Origin of the sequence: Cryobacterium levicorallinum (genome assembly GCF_004402405.1) — a bacterium.
GTDB classification, from domain to species: Bacteria; Actinomycetota; Actinomycetes; order Actinomycetales; family Microbacteriaceae; genus Cryobacterium; species Cryobacterium levicorallinum.
In genome coordinates, this window is sequence record NZ_SOFE01000015.1 from 25,431 (window position 1) to 51,207 (window position 25,777).

The following is a 25,777-nucleotide window of genomic DNA, read 5'->3' on the forward strand; positions in this document are numbered from 1 at the left end:
CGCTTACTGCGTGACCATGATTTGTTTGCCGAGGGGCATGAGTGCGACCGGGATGGCGATGATGAGCGCGGCCAGCAGATAACCGAGGAGCAGCCAGATGACTGGGAGCACGAGCCAGACGACGTTGAGGAACATCATAATCGGTCCCCATTCTCGCAGGCTGCGTCTCGGACTCGTTCGACGGCAGGGCCGAGCACGCTCAGCGTTACCAGCGACTCGAACAGCGCATCGAGCATCGGTCCGTCCCTCAGCTCAGCAGGGCCTATATCGGCTCTGCTGACGAGTGCGCCAGCTGAAACGCGCGACCGCGCTCGAAGTGGGTAGCCGCTACGGTAACGCACGGGCGCAGCTGCCACCCGGATCGGGCGCGCTTATATCGTCCTCGTTACCGTGTCTGGAGCTCATACCTTGCTGTTTCGGGTGCGACGCGTTCCGCGGTCGGGTATCAGGAGGGCTCTTCCTTGTTGGTGACCGTCTCGATCCAGTCGACGGCGTCAGCTTGGGCCACCACAGTTCGATATTCATACGGCGCAGTCTGCCATGCTGCCGCCGATGTGCGGTAGGCCGTAGCATCCGCTGGCAGCATCGGTGAATGGTCACGGACCGGCGACCACGCCCGCGCCTGATCGATAAACTTTGGATATGTCAGACCAGCACTACGAGCAGGATGAAACCCTGCGCCTTCCCACCCTTCAGTTTCGCGTCGTTCTCGATCTGGGCGCCCGGCTCGCTGCAGCGATCACGCTGCCGCCGAAGCTGGCCCATCCCGACCTGTTCGCCGACCGCGACGACGAGGGAGAGGCCCTCAACCTGTCGATCGATTACGACAGCGGTCAACTGCACGTGCTGCTCGATGAAGCCGGCCCCAGCTTTCACTATCACGGCACCGCCGACCCGTACGAGAGCCCGTGGCCGGAGGATCAAACCGCCATTCTGCTCGAATGGGCGCTCATTCTGGTGCAGGAGATCGATGGACTCGATGAGCTGCTCGACTCGATCTATGAGGCCGCCGAGTGGTTCGAGCAGGGCTTCACGCTCTATGTTCCCGAGACGGACCCGACCCAGCTCGAACTGATCGAGGTCGACATTATCGGCGAGCTGCTGACCTTGCCGTGGCTGGGGTCCGGGCGGGTCGACCACGAACACATCGACGGCGACAACCACCCGATCGCGCTGCTCTGGAACATGAACAACGCTGACACCGACGTGCCGATCGCGCGCGCCTGGCTCGACCCGCAAACCGGGGAGCCCCGCACCGCGGCGGAGCCCGGGGTGGATTGGACCGCCGTCGCCATGAGCGAAGACGAGGTGCTGCAGTGGCTCGTCGGCATCTACACCAACCACCACGTGGCCCCGACACCCGAGGCGCAGATCATGCGCGCGGCGCTCGAGCGCATGGGCGGCATCAGCTGAGTCAGCTCATTCGCGGCGCGCGGGTCAGCGCGGCGAGCAGACGCTCGAGCGGACCCTGGCCCAGAAGATAGCGCCACAGACTGGCCAGGATGAACGTGAGCAGCAGCATCCAGATCAGCAACGGCCAGCCGGGGTAGTCAACCTCCCGGCCGCCGGCGACCACGATGGCCAGGACCATAATCTGCAGGGTGTAGACGGTCAGGGCCATCGATCCGGTCGCTCCGACCGGCGAGAGGATGCCGCGCAGCATCCGACCCAGCTGGCCACGTTCCACCGCCGTGAGCCAGAGCAGCGCGCCGATCAGTGCGATGGCGAGCCCGCCAGAGCCGGTCACTTCGGCGATCGATCCGGAGTGCGCCTCGGCGCTGACCCCGGGGAGCACGGTGGCCGCGCCGTAACCGGCCACCGCCGCTGACGCGCCGACACCGACGAGGGCGACCTGGTTTTTCGCACGCCGCAGATCGGACCGTGCGACGATCAGGCCGGCCAGAAGAAACGGCATCCAGATCAGCACCGGGTAGGTGCCGTTGAGAAAGAAATAGTCGACGAAATAGGCGAGCGTGGGCTGGTCGACATCCACGTCGACCTGGGCGGCGCCGAGCATGGGCGCCCCCAGCAGAAACGCGACGCCGATCAGGCAGAGCAGCCACCGACGCAGAAACAACAGCGGCAGAAGCAGCAGGAACATCAGGGCGTAGAAGTGCAGAATGATGGCGATGCCGCTGTGCAGGCTGGACAGCACCAGGCCGAGCAGAAACAAAAACAGCGCGCGCACCACGATGCCGACGACGCGATCCGAACGTTGGCCGCGACCGAGCGGATGCGCCGATCCGGTCATGATTCCGAGCGATACCCCGGCCAGGGTCGCGAACAGAATGGAGGAGCGCCCATCGACGAGCAATTCGGCGTCACCCGCGCGCGGAATGGCATGGGCCACGAACATGCCGATGATCGCCAGCCCGCGGGTGATGTCGATGGCAACGACCCGTTCGCCCCGATCAGGCCTCGTCTGCATGAGAATAGGCTACGGGTTCTTGCGGCCTCACGCAGTCGGGTTCGCGCTTTCCGCCAGCGCGCCGGTCAGATCAAGTGCGAGCGACGTCGTCAGGTGCAGCCGGGCGAAGAACGCGTCGTCGTGTCTGACCACGATGAGCACTCCCCGGTAGCCGAGCAGGGCGTCGACGAGCTGGTCGACGCTCTACCGGTCGAGATTGTTGCTGGGTTCGTCGGTGCCGACCGGTCGGTCGAGGTCGGCGGCGCTGAATCCGAGGTCCTCAGAGGTGTTGAAGGCACTTGCACCGGAACCGAACTGGCGAGGGTCAGCGCAGGGACTGCGGCGCGAAAGCGACGAGAATCTTCACTGGTGCAACCTCACGTTGGGAACATGAACGACTCAAGCCTCAGACGCAGCTGTGCGCATACCACGCGTCACCAACCGGCGCTCACATGCGGGAGCGGTAGCCTGAAGTTGCAAGCAACTGGAGGAGTAATTATGCAGGTCATCGTGAATACCGACAGCAATATTGACGGCACCGATCGGGTTTCTGGCGCGCTCGAAACGATTGTCGAAGAGTCCCTTTCGCGCTACGGCGAACGCCTGACCCGGGTTGAGGTTCACCTCTCCGACGGCAGCGCCGGCCGCAGCAGCGCCGACGACATCAAGTGCACCCTCGAGGCCCGCCCAGCCGGCGGCACGCCCGTCGTCGTCACCGAAAACGCCAACGCCGTGGAGGAAGCCCTGACCGGTGCCCTGCACAAGATGAAGAGCCTGCTGGAGAGCCACTTCGGCAAGCTGGATGCCCGTAAGGGCAACCTCCCGATGGGCGAGGTCGTCTAACTCACCGCGCGGCGGTCGGGGCACCCTTTGTCGCTCGGGGCACCCCGAGGACTGGGTGCCCCGAGCGGCGCAGCGCGGCTGGCAACCTCATGCCAGAAGGTGTGGCACCGTTCGTGCAGCCCAGCGCCGATGGTAACGTCGCCTAGGTCTGCCCAGCGATTGGCAGCGGTGCCCCTCTGTTTGCTCCTCTGCTAGGAACTCCCCCATGCCCCAACGCCTGAACTTGACCAAGAACCTACCGCGCAGCCTGGCCGGGTTGTCGCGCGAGATCCTGCAGGACTTGCAGCAGTTGGCGCGCACGCCCTCCCTCCTCGTGGCCTGTAACTACGGTGGCACCCTGTCGTATCACGGCGCGTCGGATGTGCCCTCGAAGCTGCTCGTCGAGTCGGCGCTCGCACTGCGGGCGCTCGCCGCGTTGCCCAACACGCACACGGCCGTGATGAGCGGGCGCACCCTGCGCGACCTCGCCGCTGACTCCCGACTGCCCCGCGAGGTGCACCTGGTCGGCTCGAACGGCGCCGAGTTCGACTCGGAGTTCTTCGACACCGACGACGGTGACGCGAGCAGGCAGGATTCCGGCGCGGCCCTTGACCGCTTGCGCTCCCGACTGGGCGTCAGTGCCGCCTTCTTCGCCGGCGACGGTGCGAGCGACGAGATGGCGATGAACACCCTGCACGGCCCCGACCTGGGAATTCGCATCGGCGACGGCGAATCCGTCGCCGCGCACCGGGTCAGCGGCCCAGAGAAGCTCGCGCAACTGCTGGCCCTGCTCTTTGAACTGCGCAAGGACTGGCTGTTCGGCCAGCACGTCGTTGCCATCGAACGCCACTCCATGATCGGCGATGGCACGTCGACCGCCCTCGTGACGCCGGAAGCGCGCATCTGCTGGATGACGCATCCGCTGCCCGATTCTGGCTCGCTGTTCGCGAGCATTTTGGGCAGTGAAGAGGCCGGTCACTTCTCGATCGAACCGGTCAAGAAAAGCCGCGTTCTCGGCCAGCGTTATGTGGACAACACCATGATCGTCGAAACCCGCTGGGCCGACGTCACCGTGACCGACTACATCGAGCCCTCACCGCTCGGGATCACCAACCTCGTGCGCAAACTCACCGGTACCGGTCTGGCCCGCATCGTGTTCGCGCCCCGACCCGACTACGCCGTCGCCCACTTCAACATGCACGCGGCCGACGGGGTCGTCACCATCACCGGAACCCCGGACCCCATCGCGCTGTCGGCGCCGGGCGTCGAGTTCGAGGTGACCTCCGACGGCCGCAACGAAACGGCCACGGCCATCGTCGACCTGTCTGCCGGGGCTGTCATGCTTAACCTGCGCTGCGGCGACACCGAGCCCTATATTCCGGATGCTGCCGGCGAAGCAGCCAGACGCGGCGCGGTCATGAATGACTCCCGTGCTTGGGTGAACACACTCACCCTGCCGAGCGTCAAGCCGTCGCTCGTGAGCCGCTCCGCGCTCGTGCTGCGTGCCCTCTGCTACGAACCAACCGGTGCGGTGCTCGCCGCATCGACAACGTCCCTGCCCGAGGGCATCGGTGGAACCCGCAACTGGGACTATCGCTACTGCTGGCTGCGCGACGGATCGATGACGGTCAAGGCGCTCGTCGACCTCGGATCGACCGACGAAGCCGATGGCTTTTTGCACTGGCTGGCCGGAGTCGTGGCGGACAGTCCCGGCGCGCAGTGGCTGCATCCGCTCTATTCGGTCACCGGCTCGTCGCTGTCGACGGAGGCGAGCCTCGAATCTCTGCCCGGCTATGCCGGATCTCGCCCGGTGCGCATCGGAAACGCTGCCGACAACCAGGTGCAGATCGACGTGTTCGGACCGGTCGCCGAACTCATCGACACGCTCAGCGCCCGGCAGGGAACGCTCTCGGACTTTCAGTGGCACCTGCTCACCGAGATGGTTGAGGCTGTTACGAGTCGCTGGCAGGAACCCGACCACGGCATCTGGGAGGCCCGGCGCTCGCCGCGGCACCACACTTACACGAAGACGATGTGCTGGGTGACGGTGGATCGTGCCATTCGTACCGCGGAACGGCACGGTCGCGAGGTCGGTGCCGGGTGGCACGAGCTCGCCACCACGATTCGCGACGAAGTTCTGGTTGAGGGCTGGAGCGAGGAAGCCCAGTCCTACACCGTCGCCTACGACAGCCCGGATTTGGACGCCGCCGTGCTGCACATCGGGCTGTCCGGCCTGCTCGACGTCAACGACGAGCGCTTTCAGAAGACGGTCAGCGCCGTCGAGCGCGAGCTGCGCGTTGGTCCGACCGTGTTCCGCTACCGCTATGACGACGGGCTGCCCGGGCTCGAGGGTGGCTTCCACATTTGCACGACCTGGCTGATCGAGGCCTACGTCCTGGCTGGGCGTCTCGACGAGGCCGAGGCGCTGTTCAACCAGCTGGTCATCCTCGTGGGCCCGACCGGGCTGCTGTCGGAGGAATTTGACCCGGCCACCGAGAAGCACCTCGGCAATCACCCGCAGGCGTACTCACACCTCGGCTTCATCCGCTGCGCGCAGCTCCTCGACAAGTACCGCGGGCGGTAGCGTCGGCCGGTTTCCGCGAGTCCGCCGTGAGGACGCGCCCGGGTCTCGGACACGTGTCCGAAAAGTGCTATAGTAAAGGAATGACTTCGTTGACTGACCCCGGCCTCGTGGTCGAGGTGCCGGTCGACGTTGTCCCAGAGTTCAAGCTCACGCACGATCCGCGGGCCGAGCGCACCCGGGGGCTCATTCTCACGGCGATCCGTACGCTGATTGCTCAGCCGGCGGCATCCGTTTCAGTGGCCGAAATCGTGCGCCTGGCCGGAATCAGCCGCAGCTCCTTCTACGCGCATTTCGCGAGCCTCGACGTTCTCGCCGCCGAGCTGCTGCAGGCCCAGTTTGCCGACATTGGCTCGGCCGGCCTGGATCTGCGCCCATTAAGAGCGGGCGAGAGCGCTGCCCGATTCGGGTACGGCCGGCTCGTCGCGCATATGGTCGAGAATTTTCCCCTCTACGCGAGCGTGCTCGAGCTGCCGTTGACCCGCAGCGCGCACGACCAGATCATCGAGGCCTACGCCATTCGCATGCTTGAGTCGGTGCTCGTCTTCGACGAGACCGTGAACGCCGAACTGGTGACGACCTATGTGGCTGGCGGTGCGCTCACCCTGATCGGCTCCTGGATGCGCGGCCACCTCGACGTATCCGACGACGAACTTGTCGACCAGCTCGTGGCGCTCCTGCCCGGTTGGCTGCAGGACCCCCAGACCTCAAGCGCAACGCCCTTACGCGTTGCATCACCCACACAACACTGAAGGCGCATTCCATGAAGATTGAAATCGGCGAAACTCTGGTCTACCCGCACCACGGAGCGGTCACCATCACGGCCCTCGCAACCCGCACCATCAAGGGCGTCGAAAAGCAGTTCATGACCCTCAACGTGCACACCAGCGCGCTGACCATTCAGCTGCCGGTCGACAACGTCGAGCTCGTCGGGGTGCGCGACGTCATCGACGCCGCCGGGGTGAGCGCCGTCTACGAAATTCTGCAGAACGCCTTCACCGAGGAGCCGGGCAACTGGTCACGCCGCTACAAGGCCAACCAGGAGAAGATGGCCAGCGGCAGTGTCTACCGGGTCAGCGAGGTCGTGCGCGACCTGTGGCGTCGCGACCAAGACAAGGGCGTTTCGGCCGGCGAAAAGCGGATGCTCGAAAAGGCTCGTCAGATCCTCGTCTCCGAGCTCGCTCTGGCCCAAGGCCTGACCGACCAGGAAGCCGGCGACCTGCTGCTCATCGAAATTCAGAACTACGTCGTCAGCGACGAGCCGGTTGAAGTAGCCGTCTAGTCTGCCTGACCGTGCACCCTCGTTCGCCGCGCGAACGAGGGTGCACACCTGTTTAACCCAGCCGCGCCGGGCGTCCGCTTGAGCGCGCCCGGTACTGGCGCGCGCTACGGTAACCGGCGTAGCGGCCACCAGTACCGGCGCGCTCGTGCGCCGGTGGGGCAGGGGACCGCGCACTGGCGTTCGCCCCGCGCATCGTCCAGGCGCTAGACTGAGGCGGCACACAGCAGCAGGGCCGGCCACGACGCGACGAGCACGACAGCCAGATAGACCAGATTGCGGCGGGTGAGCGCAACGCTATCGATGCTGTAGCGCGAGCTGAGCAGCATGGTCAGCCCGGTGATCGGTCCCACAGCGGTCGAGACTCCCCAGCCGATGCAGGCGGCCAGCACAAACAGGGTCGGGTCGGGTCCCAGCGGATGCATGAGGGCCGCGACCACCGCGACCGACACGACCGGGTGCACGCCCACGAGCGCGAGCAGAATCATCGCCAGCATCATGGCCCAGGCGACGGGAACGGTGAACTCGCTGACCGGGAGCTGCAGCTCGAACAGGGGAAACAGCATCCGCAGACCGACCGCGAGGACCCCGGCTGAGGCGAAGAGCGTGACCTCACCCCGCAGTTGCGGCAGGTCGTGTTTGGCATGCCGGGCCAGCGACCGCACCGCACCGCGACCGTTGACGATGAGCAAGCCGAGCAGCGTCACGCCAAGGCCGGCGATCAGCACAATGCGCGGCACCGGCACGGCCGAAAAGAGCTGGTGGGCGATGATCACGAGAGCGACCAGGGCGAGCGGAACCCGCACGAGCGCCCAGCTCAGCGAGTAGCCGGTATAGGCCGGCAGGTCGCGGCCCCAGAGCCGAAAAATGTCCCAGACACTCAGCCCGATCGCCGCGAGCGCGAGGCCCAAGCCGACGAGCAGCAACACGAGCGAGTTGGCGCCGGGCACGAGCGTGGTCGCCGCGGCGGCGGCCGCCCAGAACGGTGACCAGAACGCCGCAGCCGAAAACGACCGGGACAACAGCGCGGCATCGGGTAGTCGCAGCGCGGTGCGACCGCGCAGGTGGTCGCCGACGATTCCAACCGCACCGATATTGATGATGGCGCCGAGCGCGTGGGTGGCGAGCGCGGTGCGCAGCACTGCGAGCCGGCCGTGCAAGCGGGTGCGGGTCGTCGGTTCGCTGGGTGTGATGAGCCGCAGAAACGACACGGCCGTGAGCATGCCGATGAGGTCTTGATTGACAGAGAGCAGGTCCCGGCCGTTGACTGTGCCTCCGAGTGCAACCCCGATCAGAACGGATGCGATCCCAAGACCGATCAGCAGCATTGCAATGATGCGCTGGGTGCGGTTGACCAGAACCAGCCCGACCGCCGCCGCGGCGATGGTGAGCCCGCCCGCCACGAGCGTCGCGTCTGGCAGCGCGACCGACAGTCCCACAAACAGGATCACCCCGCTCAGGAGCAGCGCATAGAGCAGTCGCACTCGTGGCCTCCCAAACGGTTCGCCCAACTCGTCGGTCGGCACGTGCTTCCTATCCAACCAGCATCGTGTCCCGGTAGTGCGCGGGCGAACCCCCGAGGGTGGCGGCCGCGGTGCCTGGTCGGGGATCCGCGTGAGCGCGCCCGATCTGGGTGCGCGCTACGGTAACGGCGTAGCGCGCACCAGTATCGGGCGCGCTCGTGCGCTGACCGGGGCCCGGGCCCGGACCAGATAGCGGGCGAGCTCGGGCGCGGGTTGCGGGGCGGCGTGTGCCCTGCGGATACGTCGGCCGTCGGCGACGGTCTGCATCTGTTTCAGGGCGGCCTTCTGGCTCTTGGTGGTTCCACGCGCCCGACATCGAAATGTGGCGCGGCTTCGGGGTGTTCCCGCCCGAGGTGCCGGTGCCCGCGGGCGCCAACCACGAGGTTCAGCTTCTCGGCAGGGCCGGTTACTGGCGCGCACAGCTTCGCTATACCCCGAAGGCCATCCGCACCCCGAGGGCGATCATGACCACGGCAATGAAGCCGTCGAGTACTCGCCAGGACGAGCGTTTGGCAAACAGGGGCCGCAGCATCCGGGCGCCAAAGCCGAGCGCGAAGAACCAGACGAAGCTTCCCGTGATCGCGCCGACGCCCCACCACCAGCGTTCGTTCGCGCCCTGTTGATTGGCCACCGAGCCGAGAAAAATGAGGGTGTCGAGGTAGACATGCGGGTTGAGCCAGGTCAGCGCGAGGGTCGTCGCGACGGCGGCCCTGGTGCTCACCTGGGTGGTGGCCGCGGCGACGAGCACGCCGGGGCGAAAAGCGCGCACGGCGGCGAACACGCCGTAGCTCAGCAGAAAGCCGACGCCGAGCACCTGCACGACGACGAGCGCGGCCGGGGCGGCCTGAATGAGCACGCCGATTCCGACGATTCCGGCGAAGATGAGCACGGCGTCGGACAGGGAGCAGATCAGCACGGCCGCGAGCACGGTGCGGTTTTTGCCCGCGATGCCGAGCCGCAGAATATACGCATTCTGGGCGCCGATCGCGATGATCAGGGCGAGTCCGGTGCCGAAGCCGAACAGGGCGGGCAGGAGCGTATCGGCGAGGTTCATTTCCTGCTCAGTTTAGGGCGCACTATTCGGGGGCGACACCGTTGTAGAAGTGCTCGAACACCATGCTCGTGCGGGTTGACGCCACGGCCGGATTGGCGGAGAGATGCTCAAGCACGAAATCGCGGACATCGTCGGTGTCGCGGGCCGCCAGATGAATAATGAAGTCCTCGGAGCCGCCGAGAAAGAACAGCTGGACGACCCGGGGCATCACCCGGATCGAGTCGCGAAATGCCGGAATGTGCGTGCGGGCCCCGGCGCGAATGCTGACGCTGATCAGTGCCTGCAGCCCGAGGCCGATCGCCTTGGGATCGACCATGGCCGTGAAATCGGTGACGATTCCGCGGCTGACCAGTGAGCGCACCCGGGAAACACAAGTGGACTCGGCGATTCCGGCCGCCGCAGCCAGACGGCTGTTGGTGGTGCGGGAATCCGCCTGCAGCGCCGCGACCAGAATGCGATCGACCTCGTCAAGGGGTTCGAGCGATCGAATCCTCTTCGCTTCGGCCATGTTGCTTCTCCTCGTCACCGCATAATTCGTGAAATATTTTTGAAGTCTGGCAGATTCCACGGATTTTACCTAGCGGAAACGAATCAATAGCAGTCTAACTCCTATCAAAGCCGATGCATTCGGCACTGGCGACTGCGAAACGGAGCCCCTATGTTGGTCGGCATTCCCACCGAGATTAAGAACAATGAGAACCGCGTCGCGATCACGCCGGCCGGTGTGAATGAGCTCACCCGTCGCGGTCACGAGGTCATCATCGAGCAGGGTGCCGGGCTCGGCTCTGGCATCACCGATGACACTTTTCGCCTCGCCGGGGCATCCATCGTTGCCACCGCCGCCGACGTCTGGGCGGCGGCCGAATTGCTGCTCAAGGTCAAGGAGCCCATCGCGAGCGAATACCCGCTGATGCGCCAGGGGCAGGTGCTGTTCACCTATCTGCACCTGGCGGCATCCGCTGCCTGCACTGAAGCACTGATCGAGTCGGGCACCACCGCGATCGCCTACGAGACCGTGCAGCTGAGTGACCGCACGCTGCCGCTGCTCTCGCCGATGAGCGAGGTGGCCGGCCGGCTCTCGGTGCAGGTTGGCGCCTACCACCTGCTGAGCGCCAACGGCGGCAGCGGGATTCTGCTCGGCGGCGTTCCTGGAACCCCCAAGGCCAAGGTCGTCGTGATCGGCGGCGGCGTCGCCGGCGAGCATGCCGCGGCCAACGCCCTCGGTATGGGCGCCGACGTGACCATCATCGACCTGTCTCTGGCCCGCCTGCGCCAGCTCGAGGCGCGGTTCAACGGCGAAATTCAGACGCGTGCGTCGACCCAGTACGAGATCGCCGAGCAGGTTCGGGAAGCCGACCTCGTGATCGGCTCCGTGCTGATTCCGGGAGCGCAGGCACCCAAACTCGTCACCGACGCCATGGTCGCGTCGATGAAGCCGGGTTCCGTACTGGTGGATATCGCGATCGATCAGGGCGGCTGCTTCGAGGGCTCGCACGCCACGACGCACGACAACCCCACCTTCGCCGTGCACGACAGCGTCTACTACTGCGTCGCCAACATGCCCGGCGCCGTGCCGGCCACCTCGACCCGTGCGCTGACCAACGCGACCCTGCCCTACGTGATCGCGCTGGCCCAGAAGGGCTGGAAGAAGGCCATTGCCGAAGACGCCGCCCTCGCCCAGGGCCTCAATGTGCACAACGGGCGCATCACCAACGCGCACGTCGCTGCGGCGTTTCAGGCCGAGCTGCTGAGCGTCGCCGACGCGATCGCCTGAGCGGTCGCGGGCTGGTCAGTACACTAAGAGTTGTGACACACGGTAAGGACTCCCAACCGCGAATCAAGGGACCTGGCGGAATGACGGCCTGGCTCAACGGTCGTCTGTTTCCCATTCTGGGACCGCCGCCGGTCGGATTAAACGGGTCGGATCTGTTGCCTGCCGTTCCCGCGCCGGTTCGGGGCTGCCCAGTCTGCGCCCAGCCGATGGATCAGCACGAGATCGATCGAACCGGCGAGCGTACCCAGCTGCACTGCCCCGTCGTCGTACCCTGAACTGCAGCACTAGGCTGGTCGGCAATCAGGGGAGATCAATGACGGCGGATCAGGCTGGGCTCGACCTCTCCATCGCAGCGCTGGCACGGGGGAGCGAGGGGTGGGCGGCGACCACCTTAGCGGCGCGAGCCGATCTGCTGGCGAGTGTCGCAGCATCCGTCGCCGCCGAAGCCGAGCGCTGGGTGCTCACTGCCGCGCACGCCAAGGGGCTCGACCAGGCGTCGCCGCTGATCGGGGAGGAATGGCTGACCGGGCCGTACGGCGTGCTCACGTCACTGACCGCGCTGCAGCGCACACTTCGGGTGCTCGACGCGGGACACAGCCCGCTCGCCGGCCGGCGGCTGGGGAGGGCACCGGGCGGTCGGGTCACGGTTTCCGTGCTTCCACACAACGCCTGGGACGGGCTCCTGCTGCACGGATTCACCGCCCAGGCCTGGCTGCGACCAGGCGTCACAGCGGCGCAGGCCCGATCCCGGGCCGGACTGGGGCAGCACGTTTCCGGCAGGGCACCCAGTGAGGACTCTGGGCCCAGGCCCGACCGTGGAATAGGCCTCGTGCTCGGCGCCGGAAACATCAGTTCGATCGCGCCGCTCGACGTGCTCTACGAACTCGTGGCACACAATCGGGTCTCCATCCTCAAGCTCAACCCCACCTTCGACGGCCTGCTGCCGGTCTATCGCGCGGCGCTCGCCCCACTCATCGAGGCCGGCCTGCTCTGCATCGTCACCGGCGGCGCCGATGTGGGCGACTATCTCGCGCACCACGCCGGCATCGGCCACGTGCACATTACCGGCAGCGCGGCCACCCACGACGCCATCGTGTTCGCCGGCTCGAAAACGGATGCCCCGCGCCTCACCAAACCGATCACCAGCGAACTCGGCGGTGTCTCACCGATCATCGTGCTGCCGGGCCGGTGGAGTACCCGCGACCTGCGCTATCAGGCCGAACACGTCGCCACCATGCGGCTGCACAACGGCGGCTACAACTGCATCGCCGGGCAGGTACTCGTGCTCAGCGCCACCTGGCCGCAGAAGCGCGTGTTTCTGGACGCGGTCGCGGCGGCCCTCGCGTCCGCACCGGCTCGGCCAGCCTGGTACCCCGGCAGCGATGAGCGGATGCGCGCGGCCCGCGCCGCCTACCCGGTCGCGCGTTCGATTCCCGGCGGGCGCCTGCTCGTGCCAGCCGGGGCGAGTCGTGAAGCGCCGCAAACGGGCGGTGTGGACTCGCCCGAGGCGTGGGCATCCGCTGTGCCGGAAGATATGCTCAGAACGGAATACTTCGCGCCGGTGCTCGGCGTTGTCGAACTTCCCGGCACCGGCCTGGCGTTTCTCGACGCAGCCGTCGAGACGGTAAACCGCGATTTTCTCGGCACGCTCGGCGCGAATATTCTCGGAGTGCCGAGCACGATCCGCCGGCTCGGTGCCGGGTTCGAGCAGGCAGTGGCGCGCCTGCGCTATGGAACCATCGCGATCAACGCCTGGACCGGCGTCGGGTTTCTCTCAGCGGCGGCGCCGTGGGGCGCGTTCCCGGGGCATTCCCTCAGCGACGTGCAGAGCGGCATCGGCGTGGTGCACAACGCCCTGCTGCTCGACGACGTGGAGCGCACCGTCGTGCGGGGGCCCTTTCGGCCGTTTCCACGCTCGGTCGTGCACGGGGAGTGGGCGCTGCTGCCGAAGCCTCCGTGGTTCGTCTCGGCCCGACGTGGCGCCCTGACCGCTCGCCTGCTGACCGAATTCGCCGCGCGTCCCTCAGTGCGCAGGCTGCCGGGCATCCTTGCCGCCGCCTTTCGCGCCTGACCCTGTTCCTTCGGCCACTTCGTGACTGCAGTCCGGGTGCTTGGCGCGCATAACTCCTGCAATTTGGAATCGGTGAATAAAAGTTGGGCGTATTTTCGGGCTTTGGAGGAATTGCTGACACAGATTGCAGGAGTTATGCGCGGACGGTTCTGGAGAGATGCCGGGCACCTCGCCGGGAGGGGTTAGGGGAGCGGGTGCAATAGTGTGGCAGCACACCCAACAATGCGAGGTTCACGATGACTGGCTGGCGACTGCGCGATTTTCACTCCGACGATCTGGACGGCATTCTGCGCCTGTGGGACGAGATCAAGGCCGCCGACACCGAGCCGGTTTACGGCCTGTCGGAGGTGCTCACCTCCTGCCAGAAGGACCATGCCATCGTGGCCCTGCACGGAGATGAGGTGATCGGTGCCGCCGTCGGCCGCGCCGCGCACGCTCAGGGCTGGATCGTCTTTCTGGCGACCGCGGAAAAGTGGCAGAGTCAGGGCATCGGTACGGCAATGCTCGCCGCGCTCGAGGCCCGCATGGCCCCGCACGGCATGACCAAGCTGTCGGCGCTCATGCCCGAATCCGAGACCAAGGTCGACGCTTTTATCAACCGCGGCTTCGAGGTCAAGAAGAACCTGCGCTACTTCGAACGGCACATTCCCGTGCAACGCGAGGAACTCAAGCTGCTCGGCGAACTCGGCGGCCGGGTGCTGCCGCGCGACCTCTGGCAGAAGGTCGGCGGCATGGCGCGCGAGAAGGAATTGCTCGAACGCCGCCTGGTTATGCCCCTGGCCAAGCCGGAACTGGCCGAGCAGTACGGTGTTTCTCCGCCCAAGGCGGTCGTTCTGTTCGGCCCTCCCGGCACGGGAAAGACCACCTTCGCCAAGGCGATCGCTTCTCGCCTGGAATGGTCATTCATCGAGGTGTTCCCGTCGCGCCTGGCTGCCGACCCGCAAGGTCTGGCCGGGGCGCTGCGCGAAACCTTCCTCAAGATTTCCGAATTGGAACACGCGGTGGTGTTCATTGACGAGGTCGAAGAGATCGCGTCCCAGCGCTCGGGCGAACCGCCGTCGGCGATGCAGGGCGTGACCAACGAACTGCTCAAGATCATCCCGGCGTTCCGTGACCAGCCCGGGCGCCTGCTGGTCTGTGCGACCAACTTCATTCGTGCGCTCGACTCCGCCTTTCTCCGCCACGGCCGCTTCGACTACGTCGTGCCGATCGGGCTGCCGGATATTGCCGCTCGCCAAGCTATCTGGGAGCGGTACATTCCGCAAGGCGTGACGGACGAGGTCGACCTCGCGGTGCTGGTCGAAAAGAGCGAGGGATTCTCGCCCGCTGACGTTGAGTATGCCGCGCATCGGGCGTCCCAGCATGCCCTGGAAAAGGCGTTGTACCAGACCGGTGACGGACCGGTCATCAACGGACCCAGTACCGCAGACTATGCCCTCGCGATCTCCGAAACCCGCCGCACCGTATCCGCCGAGGTCGCCGCCGAGTTCCTCGAAGACATCGAGCGGCTCGCCCGGCTCTAGTCAAGCGGATGCGCCGGCCCGGAACGGATTGCGGGGTCAGGCTACGGAGTCGGTGATCTCGTCGTTCAGATCGGTGGATGAGTCCTCGGGGATCAACACGGCAAGGGGCGCGCGCCCGGCTCGCGGGCTCTGCCCGGTCTTGACTCGCGCCTGGTAGAGGTGGGACTCAACCGTGCGCACCGAGACATACAGTGCAGTCGCGATCTGTCGGTTGGTCAGGCCTCGCTCGGCCAGTATGGTGATTTCCTTCTCCCTCCCGGTCAACAGGTAAGCGCCGGCGAAGGCCACGAACGACTCAGCGCGTTCCCCGCTGTCGGTTGGAACTGAAGCCGGCTGGGTCGCTGCGCCGTTCGGAATGCTCGAGCCCACGTGTGAAACGCTCGTCGTACCAACCGGAGCGTCCGAGACCGCAGCACCCGTGACCGGCGTTCCCCCAACGTGAGCAGTCGCGACCGGAGCGGACGAGATCGACGCGTCGCGGGCATCCGTTTCACCGTCTCGCTCGGCGAGCAGTCGCGTCACGTGGCCGGCGGGCTGCCCAAGCTGCACGAGGATTTCGATCAGCCAGGAGCGAATCACAGGGGAACGATTACCGGCGGTTTCGTACAGGTAGACGGCCAGCAGCTGGGCGCTGTCGGTGCCGGAGCTCAGTAGAAACCCTAGATCGAAGCGGTCGGCGCTCGACCGGCGGGCAGCGGATGCCGCTGCCATCAGACCCAGCCGGGCGAGCGAACTCGCGCGCAGGCACTGCAGCCAGGGCTGCCAGCGATTCGGCTGCGCCGAACCATTGCCGGCCGGCCGGTCCAATTCCCCGCCGACGAAGCCCAGCAGGGCCAGGCTGCCGAGGTCCCCCATCTGGATGGCGCTGGCGATCCACTCGTTCACCTCGCCGAGGGCCACGGTCCGGTCTGACCCGGTCAGGCAACGGATGGCGGCACCGGTATGGAAAATCTCCAGGGCCAGCCCCTCGGCGGAATACACGTCTGATGCGCGCGGCACCCGGTCGCGCTCATTGAGGCTGGTGGCGAGATCGACCAGGCGCAGCGCGTCAGCGGGACGCCCCTGGTGGGCCAGGCTCAGACCGGTGAGGCAGGCCGCGTGAATGCGGGTGACGGTGTCGTAGTCGGCCGTGCGGGCGAGGCGCTCGCCGCGCGCGGCCGCGATCGCCCACTGCCGATTCTGCACCGTTTCGGTGAGTCCGATGAAGGCCAACTCGCCGACCATTATGGGGTCGCCGACAAACCAGCCAGCCGCCCTGGCACGCAATTTGGCAAAGTCGGCACCGGTCATGACGCCGAACGTGGCCAGTTCCCGCAACCAGCGCAGTAGCAGTGCGCCGTCGGCCGGCGTGCGCAGATACTGTTCCGCGTCGACCAATTCTGCCCGCGCTGCGGCCGGACGACCATCGCCGGCCAGTGCCCGGGAGTACTCGATCATCGACGATAGCGCCGGTTCGAGCTGCCGGGCAAGTCCCGCCAACAGCAACGACTGGTCGGTGAGCCCCCGCGTGCGGCTGCGCCGGGCCGCAACGAGCAGAATGTCGGCGACGGTTTCGGCGGGCACCGCGTCGAGCACTTCGGGACGCAGGGCGACTGAGGTCGTCCAGCTATCGGCGATGACGAGGCTCTCGGCCGGGGTCGTCACGCCGCCGTGCGTGCGATCCAACAGCAGCAGGTCGACGATCTGGGCCGTCATGTTCCGCAGCAGGTCGGGTTCACAGTCGGCCAGCGCTCCGTCGGAGAACATGGTTGGGGCATGCAGCAGACCGGCCGGCAGCCGATGCAGAAACCCCCGACGCAGCAGGTCTCGCAGGGCTACCGGGCGGCACAGCAGGGTCGCGTGCGAGTAGGAAATGCCGTCCAGCCGGCCGATTAGGGCGAGCACGGCGAATTGGTGGGGTGTCAGACCGCGCAACTGATGCGACACCACATCGAGAATTCGCCGCGACGGCGGGAATCGCGAGAAGGAGACCAGTTCCTGGTCGTCGGGCGGCTGCTGCTGGCGCATGACTTCGGCCGTGAGCTCCCGCAGCAGCATTCGAGACCCGCCGCTGCGTGCGTGCAGCAGCGCACGAGCGCCGCGTTCGAATTGACCGGTCGGAGCGAAGTGGGTCACGAGAGCCGACGATTCAGCGGGGGTGAGTGCCTCCATATCGACGCGGTCGGCGCAGCCCTTGACCCAGAGCTCGTCGACCAACCGAACCGTGATGCTGTCGGTTTCGGTGGTCAAGCCGGTCGCCAGCAGATCGCTCGCCACGAGCAAGACCACTTCGCCCCCGGCGGCCAGCAGGTAGAGGCAGTCCATGGTCTGGGCATCCAGCAGGTGCGCATCGTCCACGCTGATCACCGGCCGCTCACACTGGCCGTGATCGCGGGCGTACTTCAGCAGCCGAGTAGCGGTGACCGGCTCGGTTCCGCCGAGCGCGAGGGCCAGACGAAGGTTGGAGCCGTTACTGATCGACCCGAACGGCACCGTGTGTGAGAGCGCGGTGGCCGCGATCTCGACCGGGTCGCCGCCATCCGTGCGCAGAATCGTTGTCACCGACCCGAGCAACTGGGATTTGCCGTAACCGGGCGGCCCGAAGATGACGACGCTGCGCCCCGACTGCACGATGTCGGCGATTCCCCGAGCATTGCGACCAACAGTCGCGGGAGCGTCGACCGGCATCCGCTGCCCATCCTGGTGCTTTTGGCCGTCCACGTCTCCCCCGGTTCGGCCGATGCATACCGCCTTGCGCCAAGACCTGTCAAAAATGATGTTGAATGTCATGGTAGCCACTTTCGAGGGGTATCGACCCGGCGGTGACTCCGTGGGCTACTGGGATCGATAAACCGACTACTGGGATTCCTGCGCATCAGGGATGAGATGTGCTCATGTCGCACTACTGGCACTGGTAATGCCGCAGAGCCGATCATCAACGCGGTGAGTGGATGCCGCCGTGGCGGCCTCAGCCCCCGCTACACGCTCGTGAGGTCTCCGCGAGAGTTTTGCCCGGTCTTGATGCGCGCCTGGTAGAGGTGCGATTCGACCGTGCGCACCGAGAGAAACAGACTCTTGGCGATGTCCCGGTTACTCAGGCCCTGGGTGGCGAGCGACGTGACTTCCCGCTCGCGCTCGGTCAGCAGCACCGGCTCGATCAGGAGCGACGCCGGCACGTTCACCGGCAGCTGGCGGCTGGCCAGCGAGAAGCCGTCGGCCCGTAAGCGGCTGAGGTCGGCGGAGTCGCTCTGGCCGTGCAGCTCGTGCAACGCTGCGGCCTCGTTGCTCGCCGTCATGGCAATTCCGTAGGCGCCGAGGTCGGCCAACTGTCCGGCCGCGAGGTCGAGTGCTGCGGCGTCCTGGGCGGCCACAGCGCGCGTGCGCTGGGCCAGTGCGGCGACTATCGGCGCGTCGTTCGTTGCCACCGCGCGGTCTAGAATGTGCACAAGATCATTGGGGGGCTCGCCGAGCCCCACGAGAACGTCGAGCAGCCAGGCCCGCATCACGGGAGTCTGCGCCTCCGCCGATTCATACAGCTGAGAGGCGACCAGGCGAGCACCATCCGTGCTGCCCGCGGTCAGCAGGCCCTGGAGGGTCGAGCGGGCGGCCTCGAATTGATAGCGGGTAGTCATTTCTTCAGGCAGCACGCGTATTTTTGAAATCTTGGCGCGGGCGGCATTCATTAAACCCATTCGGGCCAGGGAACTGGCGTGCAGGCACTGAATCCACGTGCGCCACGCGTCGGGGTCCGAGCGCGCGAAGTGAGCGTCGGCGGCACGCAGGTCGGCTTCGGTGCCGGCCACGTCACCACGAAATTGCGAGAGCTCGGCCGCGACGAAGCCGAGAAAGCCGAGGTTGCCGAGATCGTGATTGATGATCGATCGGCTGATCCACTCGTCAAGCTCGTCAGCGACGACCGGCACCCCGAACCCGCTCAGGCAACGCACGGCGGCGTTGCAGTAGAAGATCTCGAGCGCCAGCCCCTCACCGGAATAGATGTCGGCGTCGCGCTGCGCTAGGTCGCGCCGATTGAGGGTGGTCGCGAGGTCAAACATGCCGAGCCCCTGCGCCGTGCGGCCGTCGTAGGCGTGGCCTACACCACTCAGGCAGGCGGCACGAATGCGTGTGATGACGTCGTAGTCCTCATTGCGCGCAATGCTTTCCCCGTCAACGGCCACGCGTGGCCAGTCCACGTCCTGCACAGACTGGGTCAGACGAACGAAATCCACCTCACCGTGCATCATCGTGCTGGTGGGAAACCAACTGGCGGCCCGGGTGCGCAACGCGGTGAAATCATCCGCTGTCATGGTGGTGAACTTGGCCAGCGACATGTGCCAGCGCGCGAGCTTGACGCCATCGGCGGGGGTATGCAGCAACTCCTCGGTGTTCGCGAGAACGGCCAGCGCGGCCGAATAGCGCTCGTTGCTGGCGAGAGCACGCGAATACTCGATCGTGGCCTTGAGGCCGGGTTCCAGGCACAGGGTGATCGCCGAATAGAGGAGAGCCTTCTCGGTCAGGCCGAGACGACGGCTGCGCCGCGCCGCCACCAGCAACACGTCGGCAACGACGCTGCTTCCCCACTCGTCGACCACGCTCGGAGGCAGATTTCCTGACGCCGTCCAGCTGTCGGCAATGGTCATGCACTCGGCCGGGGTGGTGGTGAAGCCGTAGTGTCGGTCGGTCAGCAAAATCGACACGACCAGGGCTTGCTGGGTGCGCAGCTGCTCGGCATCGCAGATAGTCAGTGCCACGTCGGCGAGCAGTGTGCGCGCCTGCAACTGACCGGAACGTTCGACACACGGATACACGTATCCGCGACGAATCAAGTCGCGGAGTTCACCGGCGCCACAGATCATTGACGCACGGCCGGTGGAGATGCCGGTCAGGGAGCCGATCAGAGCGAGAGTGACCAGCTGGTTCGCGGTCAGGCCGCGCAGCTGATGCGCGAGGAGGTCGAGGATGCGCTGCGACGGTGTGTGCAGGGCAAAGGCGGTGCGATCGCGGTCATCGGGCAGGGGCTGCTGGCGCACGGCCTCGCTGGTCAATTCCCTCAGTAGCAGCCGGGATCCACCGCTGCGGGAATGCAGCAACGCCAGCGTGACCCGATCGAACTGAGTCGTCGGGGCGAATTCCCGCACGAGCTGCCCGGTTTGCACGGGGCTGAGCGGCTCGAGGTCGATGCGTTCGGCGCCGCCCCTGATCCAGAGCTCGTCCAGCAGACGAATGGTGGCTGCGTCGGTCGCGGGGGTATCGATCGCGGGTACCAGATCGCTAGTGACGAGCAAGACGACCGACCGCGCGGCGGCAAGCTGGTACAGGCTGTCCATCGATTGCGGGTCGACCAGGTGGGCATCGTCGACCATGATGACCGGGTGGCTGCTCCCGGTTTGGGCCTGGGCCGAGCTCAGCAGAGTCGCCGTGCTGAACTCGCCATCGGTGGGGGACATTGCGAGGCCGAGCTGTGACCGGATCGACCCGAACGGAACGGAGTGCACGAGGGGATTTACCGCAATATTGAAGGGTTCCGTGCCGAGCGCGCGCAGGGTGAGGGCGATGGACTCGAACAGCACGCTTTTTCCGTAGCCGAGCGGGGCGAAGATCACCACACTCTGGTTGCCGCTGAGGGTTTCAACAATGCCGTGGGCTGTTCGGCCGATCAGGCGGGGGGTAGCGGCAGCGCGTTGTCTACTTCCGAGCGTTCGTTCCAATCGTGCACACCCTCGTTTGTACTGGCACATTTAGCCGTTAGACCTTTTATACGGCAAATGCCACAATGTTTACATCGTTTAGGGGTGCGTGGTAGGGATTGCCAATGAATCCCAGTGCTCTGCCGAGACCTACTGGGGCCCACTGACACGACACTGGGTCGATACGAACTTGCTATCGAACCGCACACCCGGAACTACTGGCCTTGAGGTCAACGACACTTGAAGCGCACCGGTGTAGGGCAGGAGGCCCTGTTTGGCTCGTGGTAACCGCTGAGCACTTTCACGAAGCGTCCATTGAGTCCGCCCAAAAGTGCGACACGATCGCGCCGATATATAGGAGTGCCACCATGGCGCACCAGGCACCGGAGCAGTTCGTCGACAGCCGCCAAAAGCGCAACCGCCGAATTCGCGCCGTTCTGGCCGGAGGCCTCGTACTGGGCCTCGGCGCCGCCGTCACTCTGGCGGCCTGGAACGACTCGGAGTTCGCTCGGGGCAGCTTCGCCGCCAGCGGCTTCAACCTGGTCGGCAGCTCGTTCCCGCCACGACCCCGCTCGGCGCAAACCCCGCCACGACGACCTCGTTCGCTCTCGTCTCCGGAGCGGATGCCGCCGCCGGCGCGCCCGGCTCTAGCCGAGCGGACACCCGGAACCATTGAACGCGGGCCCAGTTTTTAGACTGGGCCCGCGTTCGGGGATGGACCGGGGGCGGAGTACGAGCCCTGGACGGCTGCGAAACGAGGCGTTCAGCGTGCCCGGCGGTGGTAAACCAGAGCGGCGACGAGCGCTTGCCAGATGGCGAAAAACTCGACGACGAGTGACAGCAGACCGAGCGGTTCCAGCCAGTTTCCGATGTCGCCCATGGCCATCGGCATGCCGACGGTGCGATTGATGACGAAGCCGACGATGACGGCCGCAGACAGCGCAGCAGCGCCGAGGAAGTCGATTCTCGATCCGACGACGAGAACGCGTTCGATCAATACGGCCACAGCGATGATGATGCCGATGTACGCGAAGGCCAGATATGGAGTCTCGGCGAATTTGCCGGGGAGGTCGAGGATGTGAATCGCCCCGATGACGGCGAGCGACAATGCAACGGTGATGCGGCGTGTGAGCAGGTGCTGGTCGATGAGGCGCGCGGCCGTGCTGCTCGGATGTGCAGCAGGGGGCTGCATCGGTTCGTCAGGCGATCGCGTGGCGGTCGTAGTCATAAATACCTCTCCATAGGGTGTTTCCCCGCATGAATAGTGGCAGGCATGTGACGCGCACGGGCGATTCATCGGCAGTGCACAGCACACTCCGTGTTCGCTGCCAGCCACGTTCCTGAGATCTTCAGAGCAGGGAGCCGATCGCGTCTTCCAATGCCGGGAGACACCGCGGGTATAGCCCTATCGGGGCATGAAGCGAACCGCATCAGTGAATTTGCAGCCCGAAGCTCTCGACCCCGCGCGGTGCGTACTGTCGGTGGCGGTTACCGACGGCAACGATGTGGGTGAGACTGACCTGGGAACCTGAGCCGTGTTTATAAGCCGGGCCCTGCCCAAGATTGGGCGAGCGGTTGTCGATGTCTGAGGGGGTTACTAGCATGGAATCGAACCTGATTGCACCACCCGATCGGCTAGGAAATCCCGTGATCATTGAGGCCCAGGGCTTGACCAAGACCTACCAGTCCAAGAGCGGTCCGGTGCACGCGCTCGCCGGGCTCGACCTGCAGGTTCCGCGCGGTACGGTCAAGGCGCTCCTCGGCCCGAACGGCGCCGGAAAGACCACCGTCGTCAAAATGCTGACAACATTGATTCGACCGGATGCCGGCACCGCCGTTATCGACGGAATCGACGTCGTGCGCCACCCCAAATCGGTGCGGCGCATCATCGGGGTGTCCGGCCAGTACGCCGCCGTCGACGAGAACCTTACCGGGTTCGAAAACTTGGAAATGGTCGGCCGGCTGTATCACCTTGGTGGCCCGGCGGCCCGCAAACGGGCGCAGGAGCTGATCGACCTGTTCGAGCTCACCGCCGCCGGCAATAGGCCAGTCAAGGGGTTTTCCGGCGGCATGCGGCGCCGCATCGACCTCGCGGGGGCGCTCGTGATCAACCCGAAGGTGCTCTTTCTCGACGAACCGACGACCGGGCTCGACCCGCGCAGTCGCATCGCCCTGTGGGACGTGATCAAACGCCTCGTCGCCGACGGCACAACCGTGCTGCTGACCACGCAGTATCTCGAAGAGGCCGACCAACTCGCCGATGACATCGTCGTGATCGACGACGGCCGGGTCATCGCGGAGGGCACCTCCGATCAACTCAAGGCTCAGATCGGCGGGCACCGCGTGGTGGTCGCCCTCGTCGATGCCGCCGACGGCGCGGCCGCCCGCGACATTCTCGCCCGGCACGGATCGGGTGTCCCCTCGATCTCCACCGATGGTCGGGGAGTCGAAGTCGCCGTCACCGACGGCCCCACCGCCCTGCAGAACATGCTCGCCGACCTGCGCGCCGCAGAGGTCACTCTGCACGATGCCGGCATGCGCCGCCCCACCCTGGACGACGTCTTCCTCAAGCTCACCGGTCACAAGGCCGACCTCAACACGGCCGACGATGACGATTCCAGCGGGCCCAAGCTCTCCAAACGGGCAAAGGACAAACGCGACCAGGCGCGGGCAGCGGATGCCTTAGCTGCAGATTTGGAGAGCGTCAAATGAATGCGCGCCACGTCGATACCCCGGCTGAGTCCGTTCCGGCTCAGCCCACCCCGTCTGCGTCCACTCCCACCGCGTTTGCGATCGCGGACTCTGCCACGACGGAAGTCGCACCAGCCGTGGCCGACGCAAACGGTGAGCGGGCCAGCGCTCGGGTGGCCACTCTGCCCCCGCTCCCCACCTGGAACCCGTTTTCCCTGTGGTATTCCGACGGTTGGACCGTCACCAAGCGCAACATGATCAAGATCAAGCGCTCGCCGGACATGCTCGTGTTCGCCGTGATCCAGCCGATCATGTTCGTGTTGCTGTTCAGCCAGGTCTATGGCGGGGCCATTGCGGTTGCGGGCAGCGACTATACCCAGTTCCTGATGGCCGGCATTTTTGCGCAGACCGTCGTGTTCGGCGCCACCTTCTCGGGTGCAGCAATGGCGCTCGACCTGAAAGAGGGCATTATCGACCGCTTTCGGAGCTTGCCGATGAACGCATCCGCTGTGCTGATTGGGCGCACCAACGGCGACCTGGTGCTGAATACCATCTCCATGGTGATCATGATGGCCACCGGGCTCGCGGTCGGTTGGCGGGTCAACACCTCCCCGCCCGAATTTCTGGCGGGAGTCGGGCTGCTGCTGCTGTTCGGCTACGCGTTCAGCTGGGTGATGGCGCTGCTCGGCATGAGCGTGAAGAGCCCTGAGGTCATCAACAATGCGTCGTTTCTGATTCTGTTCCCGCTGACCTTCGTCTCGAACGCGTTCGTGCCGAGTGAAACCCTGCCGACCGCGCTGCGCGTCTTCGCCGAGTGGAACCCGGTGTCCTCGCTCGTGCAGGCCGTGCGGCAGTTGTTCGGCAACCTCGGCACGGCGCCGGTTCCCGATATCTGGACCATGCAAAATCCGGTGCTGACCGTGTTGATCGGCATTACCGTGATGCTGCTCGTGTTCGTGCCCCTGTGCATCCGTAAGTTCGCGTCGATCAGCTCCCGCTGACCCGGCCAAACCCGCACGACTCTAGAGGGAGTTACCCATGACCGAACATGCCGTAGGTATTATCGCCGGCTTCAGTGGATTCGCGGTCGAAGATCTCGACGCCGCGCGAACCTTCTACGCCGAGACGCTGGGCCTCGAGGTCACGGTGGGCGAGATGGGGATGCTGCGCATTTCACTGCCCGATGGCGCCACCGTGATCGTGTACCCCAAGCCCGATTTCGTGCCGGCCACGTACACGATTCTGAACTTCGCGGTGACCGACCTCGATGCCACCGTCGATGAGCTCACCGAGCGCGGCGTGGAGTTTCTCCGCTACGACGGCTTCGAGCAGAACGACAAAGGGATTGCGGCTGGCGGCGGGCAGGGGCCGGATATCGCCTGGTTCACCGACCCGTCCGGCAATATTTTGTCGGTGTTGAAGAACCCGTAGCAGCGAGGTCGCGCCCAACGCAACCGGTCTCTGGGCATCCGTTCTAGTGCCCGCGACCCTTGCCCTTGTTGGGGTTCTTGGTCGGACGGGTGCGGCCGGGGGCGCTCTCGGTTCTCTTGCGTACGGCCGGTTTGGCTTTCGCTGCGGCGACCCGGATGGCTTTGGCGGCGGCCTTGGCTTTGTCGGTCTTCTTGGGCTTGCGTGGCGGCTTGGCCGGGCGCCCGTCGCTGCGAAGCTCGGGCTGCGCTTCGTCTGCGAGAGCGGCCGCGTCGGCGGCACCGGCACCGGCATCCGTTCGTGAACTCGCCTTGGAACGACCACGCACGATGCCGATGAATTCCTCGATGTCCTCGGTGGTTTCGCGGGTGATCCAGGCGAGGGCGATCTGGGTGTCCGGGACGCCGGTAACCGGGCGGGAGACGACGTCTTTGCGGCCGTACAGCCGGGCGATCGAGTGCGGCACAATGATGATGCCGACGCCGGCGGCAACCTGCTCCATGGTTTCGTCCAGGTCGCGCATCGGCGGCAGGGGGCGGCGGGTGCCGTCGCGCACCTCGTCGGCGAGGTCGCGCCATTCGGGCACGTCGTCGGGGTCTTGCAGCAGATGCTCCCCGGCCAGATCGGCCAGCAGCACGGTCGCGGCCTGCTCGATCGTGTGATCCTTCGACGCGACTACGACCGGGATCTCGTTGTACAGGTTGATGACGCTCAGATTGGTTTCATCGATCGGCAGGCGCACCAGGCTGACCTCGGCCCGACCGTCGTGCAGCACCGAAATTTGCTCGTCAGTTTCGGTGCGAAACACGGTGAGGGGCACGTCGGGGCGGCGGTCGCCCCAGATCCGGGTCCATTTGGTGGGGGTGACACCGGCGACGAAGGCGATGGAAAAGCTCACCGGCATCCTTTCTAGTAGTAGTTGAGGGGCTATTTGCCCAAATGATGGCCCCCTCAGGCT

The 25,777-nt window shown here is 65.8% G+C and carries 22 protein-coding genes; 12 read left to right on the plus strand and 10 right to left on the minus strand.

From position 1 onward, the window contains the following. Positions 1 to 3: 3 nt before the first annotated feature. Positions 4 to 138 (minus strand): hypothetical protein, encoded by a 135-nt coding sequence (locus E3O11_RS18435; protein WP_277871269.1) that lies wholly within the window; start codon positions 136 to 138, stop codon positions 4 to 6. A gap of 307 nt (positions 139 to 445) precedes the next feature. After that, positions 446 to 586, minus strand: a complete 141-nt coding sequence (locus E3O11_RS17620; protein ID WP_158251619.1) for a hypothetical protein — start codon at positions 584 to 586, stop codon at positions 446 to 448. Between the two features lie 56 nt (positions 587 to 642). Between E3O11_RS17620 and E3O11_RS09280 the strand changes: the two genes are divergently transcribed. After that, positions 643 to 1,413, plus strand: coding sequence for a hypothetical protein (locus E3O11_RS09280; protein ID WP_092452042.1), 771 nt, complete (start codon positions 643 to 645; stop codon positions 1,411 to 1,413). 1 nt (position 1,414) lies between these two features. Here the strand turns inward: E3O11_RS09280 and E3O11_RS09285 are convergent, their stop codons facing one another. Further along, positions 1,415 to 2,428: an acyltransferase family protein gene (locus E3O11_RS09285; RefSeq protein WP_092452040.1), complete on the minus strand. Its 1,014-nt coding sequence runs from the start codon at positions 2,426 to 2,428 to the stop codon at positions 1,415 to 1,417. A 477-nt stretch (positions 2,429 to 2,905) separates the two neighbouring features. On the opposite strand from E3O11_RS09285, the gene E3O11_RS09295 reads away from it, so the two are divergent. The 4 genes from E3O11_RS09295 (at position 2,906) to E3O11_RS09310 (ending at position 7,092) form a co-directional block, all read left to right on the plus strand. Continuing rightward, positions 2,906 to 3,250: an HPF/RaiA family ribosome-associated protein gene (locus tag E3O11_RS09295; RefSeq protein ID WP_092452039.1), complete on the plus strand. Its 345-nt coding sequence runs from the start codon at positions 2,906 to 2,908 to the stop codon at positions 3,248 to 3,250. Between the two features lie 205 nt (positions 3,251 to 3,455). Next, complete coding sequence (locus E3O11_RS09300) at positions 3,456 to 5,813, plus strand: trehalase-like domain-containing protein (protein ID WP_092452037.1); 2,358 nt, start codon at positions 3,456 to 3,458, stop codon at positions 5,811 to 5,813. An 80-nt stretch (positions 5,814 to 5,893) separates the two neighbouring features. Continuing rightward, positions 5,894 to 6,562 (plus strand): TetR/AcrR family transcriptional regulator, encoded by a 669-nt coding sequence (locus E3O11_RS09305; protein ID WP_092452034.1) that lies wholly within the window; start codon positions 5,894 to 5,896, stop codon positions 6,560 to 6,562. Between the two features lie 11 nt (positions 6,563 to 6,573). Continuing rightward, a complete protein-coding gene (locus E3O11_RS09310; protein WP_092107039.1) occupies positions 6,574 to 7,092 on the plus strand; it encodes a CarD family transcriptional regulator in 519 nt (172 codons plus the stop codon). Between the two features lie 203 nt (positions 7,093 to 7,295). On the opposite strand, the gene E3O11_RS09315 is transcribed toward E3O11_RS09310, so the two are convergent. From E3O11_RS09315 to E3O11_RS09325, 3 genes are all read right to left on the minus strand, one after another. Further along, positions 7,296 to 8,573, minus strand: a complete 1,278-nt coding sequence (locus E3O11_RS09315; RefSeq protein ID WP_092452031.1) for a hypothetical protein — start codon at positions 8,571 to 8,573, stop codon at positions 7,296 to 7,298. 466 nt (positions 8,574 to 9,039) lie between these two features. Beyond that, positions 9,040 to 9,666 (minus strand): LysE/ArgO family amino acid transporter, encoded by a 627-nt coding sequence (locus tag E3O11_RS09320; protein ID WP_092452029.1) that lies wholly within the window; start codon positions 9,664 to 9,666, stop codon positions 9,040 to 9,042. A 22-nt stretch (positions 9,667 to 9,688) separates the two neighbouring features. Next, positions 9,689 to 10,174 (minus strand): Lrp/AsnC family transcriptional regulator, encoded by a 486-nt coding sequence (locus E3O11_RS09325; RefSeq protein ID WP_092452027.1) that lies wholly within the window; start codon positions 10,172 to 10,174, stop codon positions 9,689 to 9,691. 150 nt (positions 10,175 to 10,324) lie between these two features. Here E3O11_RS09325 and ald point away from each other — a divergent pair, with 150 nt between their 5' ends. The 3 genes from ald to E3O11_RS09345 all read left to right on the plus strand — a co-directional run bounded on the left by ald (position 10,325) and on the right by E3O11_RS09345 (position 15,034). After that, positions 10,325 to 11,440: an alanine dehydrogenase gene (gene ald, locus E3O11_RS09330; RefSeq protein WP_092452025.1), complete on the plus strand. Its 1,116-nt coding sequence runs from the start codon at positions 10,325 to 10,327 to the stop codon at positions 11,438 to 11,440. A gap of 313 nt (positions 11,441 to 11,753) precedes the next feature. Beyond that, positions 11,754 to 13,511, plus strand: a complete 1,758-nt coding sequence (locus E3O11_RS09340; RefSeq protein WP_092452021.1) for an aldehyde dehydrogenase family protein — start codon at positions 11,754 to 11,756, stop codon at positions 13,509 to 13,511. Positions 13,512 to 13,747: 236 nt separating this feature from the next. Further along, positions 13,748 to 15,034 (plus strand): ATP-binding protein, encoded by a 1,287-nt coding sequence (locus E3O11_RS09345; RefSeq protein WP_092452019.1) that lies wholly within the window; start codon positions 13,748 to 13,750, stop codon positions 15,032 to 15,034. 36 nt (positions 15,035 to 15,070) lie between these two features. Here E3O11_RS09345 and E3O11_RS09350 read toward each other — a convergent pair whose 3' ends face one another. Both E3O11_RS09350 and E3O11_RS09355 read right to left on the minus strand, forming a co-directional pair. Then, positions 15,071 to 17,803, minus strand: coding sequence for a helix-turn-helix transcriptional regulator (locus tag E3O11_RS09350; protein ID WP_092452017.1), 2,733 nt, complete (start codon positions 17,801 to 17,803; stop codon positions 15,071 to 15,073). Between the two features lie 188 nt (positions 17,804 to 17,991). Then, the gene (locus E3O11_RS09355; protein ID WP_166787550.1) at positions 17,992 to 20,721 is read right to left on the minus strand and encodes a helix-turn-helix transcriptional regulator; all 2,730 of its coding nucleotides are present in this window, start codon (positions 20,719 to 20,721) and stop codon (positions 17,992 to 17,994) included. Between the two features lie 347 nt (positions 20,722 to 21,068). Between E3O11_RS09355 and E3O11_RS18550 the strand changes: the two genes are divergently transcribed. Beyond that, positions 21,069 to 21,395 (plus strand): SipW-dependent-type signal peptide-containing protein, encoded by a 327-nt coding sequence (locus E3O11_RS18550; RefSeq protein WP_092452015.1) that lies wholly within the window; start codon positions 21,069 to 21,071, stop codon positions 21,393 to 21,395. Positions 21,396 to 21,463: 68 nt separating this feature from the next. Here the strand turns inward: E3O11_RS18550 and E3O11_RS09365 are convergent, their stop codons facing one another. Continuing rightward, positions 21,464 to 21,928 carry a hypothetical protein gene (locus E3O11_RS09365; RefSeq protein ID WP_092452014.1) on the minus strand — a complete coding sequence of 155 codons (465 nt, stop codon included), beginning with the start codon at positions 21,926 to 21,928 and terminating at the stop codon, positions 21,464 to 21,466. A 374-nt stretch (positions 21,929 to 22,302) separates the two neighbouring features. Between E3O11_RS09365 and E3O11_RS09370 the strand changes: the two genes are divergently transcribed. Genes E3O11_RS09370 through E3O11_RS09380 form a run of 3 tightly spaced genes read left to right on the plus strand, consistent with a single transcriptional unit; the run spans position 22,303 to position 24,822 of the window. Beyond that, positions 22,303 to 23,412, plus strand: a complete 1,110-nt coding sequence (locus E3O11_RS09370) for an ATP-binding cassette domain-containing protein (protein ID WP_092452012.1) — start codon at positions 22,303 to 22,305, stop codon at positions 23,410 to 23,412. After that, entirely contained in the window at positions 23,409 to 24,392 is a 984-nt protein-coding gene (locus tag E3O11_RS09375) for an ABC transporter permease (protein ID WP_277871270.1), read from the plus strand. Before E3O11_RS09370 ends, E3O11_RS09375 begins: the two co-directional genes overlap by 4 nt. A 37-nt stretch (positions 24,393 to 24,429) precedes the next feature. Beyond that, on the plus strand, positions 24,430 to 24,822 hold the full coding sequence (locus E3O11_RS09380; protein WP_092452011.1) for a VOC family protein: 393 nt from the start codon (positions 24,430 to 24,432) through the stop codon (positions 24,820 to 24,822). A 43-nt stretch (positions 24,823 to 24,865) separates the two neighbouring features. Here E3O11_RS09380 and E3O11_RS09385 read toward each other — a convergent pair whose 3' ends face one another. Further along, on the minus strand, positions 24,866 to 25,717 hold the full coding sequence (locus E3O11_RS09385) for a LysR family substrate-binding domain-containing protein (RefSeq protein ID WP_166787551.1): 852 nt from the start codon (positions 25,715 to 25,717) through the stop codon (positions 24,866 to 24,868). Between the last annotated feature and the right edge of the window lie 60 nt (positions 25,718 to 25,777).